Source organism: uncultured Gimesia sp. (assembly GCF_963972345.1).
In the GTDB taxonomy this organism is placed as follows: Bacteria; Planctomycetota; Planctomycetia; order Planctomycetales; family Planctomycetaceae; genus Gimesia.
Window position 1 is genome coordinate 1 of record NZ_CAXAVM010000361.1, and the last position, 1,757, is coordinate 1,757.

The 1,757-nt window shown below is 51.5% G+C and carries 2 protein-coding genes and 1 pseudogene; all 3 read right to left on the bottom strand.

Annotation, left to right across the window (positions count from 1 at the left end):
- Nucleotides 1-357 (bottom strand): hypothetical protein (locus tag AACZ40_RS29035; protein WP_339677176.1); only part of this gene is annotated, 357 nt, incomplete at its 3' end.
- Nucleotides 358-503: 146 nt separating this feature from the next.
- Entirely contained in the window at nucleotides 504-1,136 is a 633-nt protein-coding gene (gene pgsA / locus AACZ40_RS29040) for a CDP-diacylglycerol--glycerol-3-phosphate 3-phosphatidyltransferase (RefSeq protein WP_291172463.1), read from the bottom strand.
- A gap of 166 nt (nucleotides 1,137-1,302) precedes the next feature.
- Nucleotides 1,303-1,757: pseudogene (locus AACZ40_RS29045) on the bottom strand (hypothetical protein); the annotation flags it as partial.

Sequence of the window (1,757 nt, forward strand, 5' to 3'; positions counted from 1 at the left end):
CCGCGACTGCAGATAGTGTCCCATTTCGTGTGAGAGCAGAATCAGCATCACCGGTCCGGCATACGAGATCCCATTGACGAGGAAACTGGTCCAGCCGATCTGTTGAATGAACTCATAAAGGCGGGCGAATTCTCTGGGGACAGGAACAAAAGGATTATTGCCTGTTGCGCCAACAATAAACGTACTCAGACAGGTCACCACGAACAGGATCAGGGGCACTTTACTGCGTGCAGGACGAATCGAAGTTCGAAACGCGGGCTGTCGTGAGGAAAAATCTTTGACCTCGGTCTGGTAATCCTGTGGTTGAACATAAATGACAGGATCAGGGGGTGGCAGAGGATGATTTTCGTCAGGCATAAGTACAGGTCTGTTAAATGAAAGTCAGTTGTCAGGCTGCTGGCATTTTATACGGCGGAGCGTCGCAGGAAGAGTCGAGAAATCGAGTTTTTTATAAGAACAGGTTCTCTGCAGGCTTTAAGTTTCAAACCATAACCAGACTGTAGTTATGGTAATGGCTTATTGCGTAGAATTCGGGAGGCCCTGAACACGTAATCAATCCCACTATACAGCGTAATCAAAGCGGCAGACCAGACAGAGAGATCGCGAAGCAGAAAAAAAGCGGAACTGTTAAACGGAGCTTCCGGGCTGAGGGAAAGCAGACAAAGGACCACTGCGACACATTGAACCCCCATCTTGATTTTGCCGCTCCAACTGGCGGAAAAATCGCGGCCATGCTGTTCCAGATAACCTCTGAGGCTGGTGATGAACATTTCCCGACCGATAATGATCAGCACAAACCAGGCATTGATACCCGTGGCGGGACCACGTTCCAGCAGAAAAATGAAGGCACCACAGATGATGATTTTATCGACAAAGGGGTCCAGAATCCGGCCCAGCGTCGTCACCTGATTATATTTGCGGGCGAAATACCCATCGAGAAAATCTGTCGCAGCGGCAAGAATGAATAAGGCGGCTGAGGTTTTCCACCAGCCTTCCATGTAGATGATCACGAACAGGATCAGCGAGAGCACGAGTCGACTGACGGTGATCAGGTTGGGGAGATTCCAGATTTCTGGCCCTAAGAGTTCAGTCCCGGTTTGCGGGTTCTCGGACTGGTTTTCCGCTGGCATATTCATACTGTACAATGATTTTCGTGAGATAACGGTGGAATCGGAATCAGCACCCGGAACATCAGATCGAGGAACAGAGGTGTACGTCAGGATCGATCAGGAACATCTCCCGAGGGCCCGACCTGCATTTTATCGAGTTGGACATGAAGTTTACAGGTCAGCCTGTTTGCTTTTATGGGGATTCGGTAATCGATTCCTCGACGGGAAGTTCGCAGGCGACCAGCTTTGTATTGCTGCGGGCATATACACGGGTCTCGGCGTATGCCGGATGAGCCCAGGTTTCACCGATCAGGCTGGCGCGGGCCAGTTCCCGATAGCCAGCGGGAGTCAGTTCCGCGAGGATCAAAGCGCCGTCCGAATTGAGAATCAAGGCCCGTGAGGAATCGTTAAGCCAGACCAGGCTCGCCTGCGGATTGCGACTGTTGCCCGGCGTCATCTGATTGTCATCGTCCCAGATTTTCTTGCCGGTGGCGTATTCAAAACAGGTCAGCCCAAACTGTTTATCCAGCAGATAGGCATAACCGTCCCGATAGAGGGGCTGTGACATCAGGCCTCTCAAAGTACGGCGGTCTTCCCATTTGAGTTCCGCCTGCCCTGATTGCTCTCCCAGTTGAATCGCTTTGGATC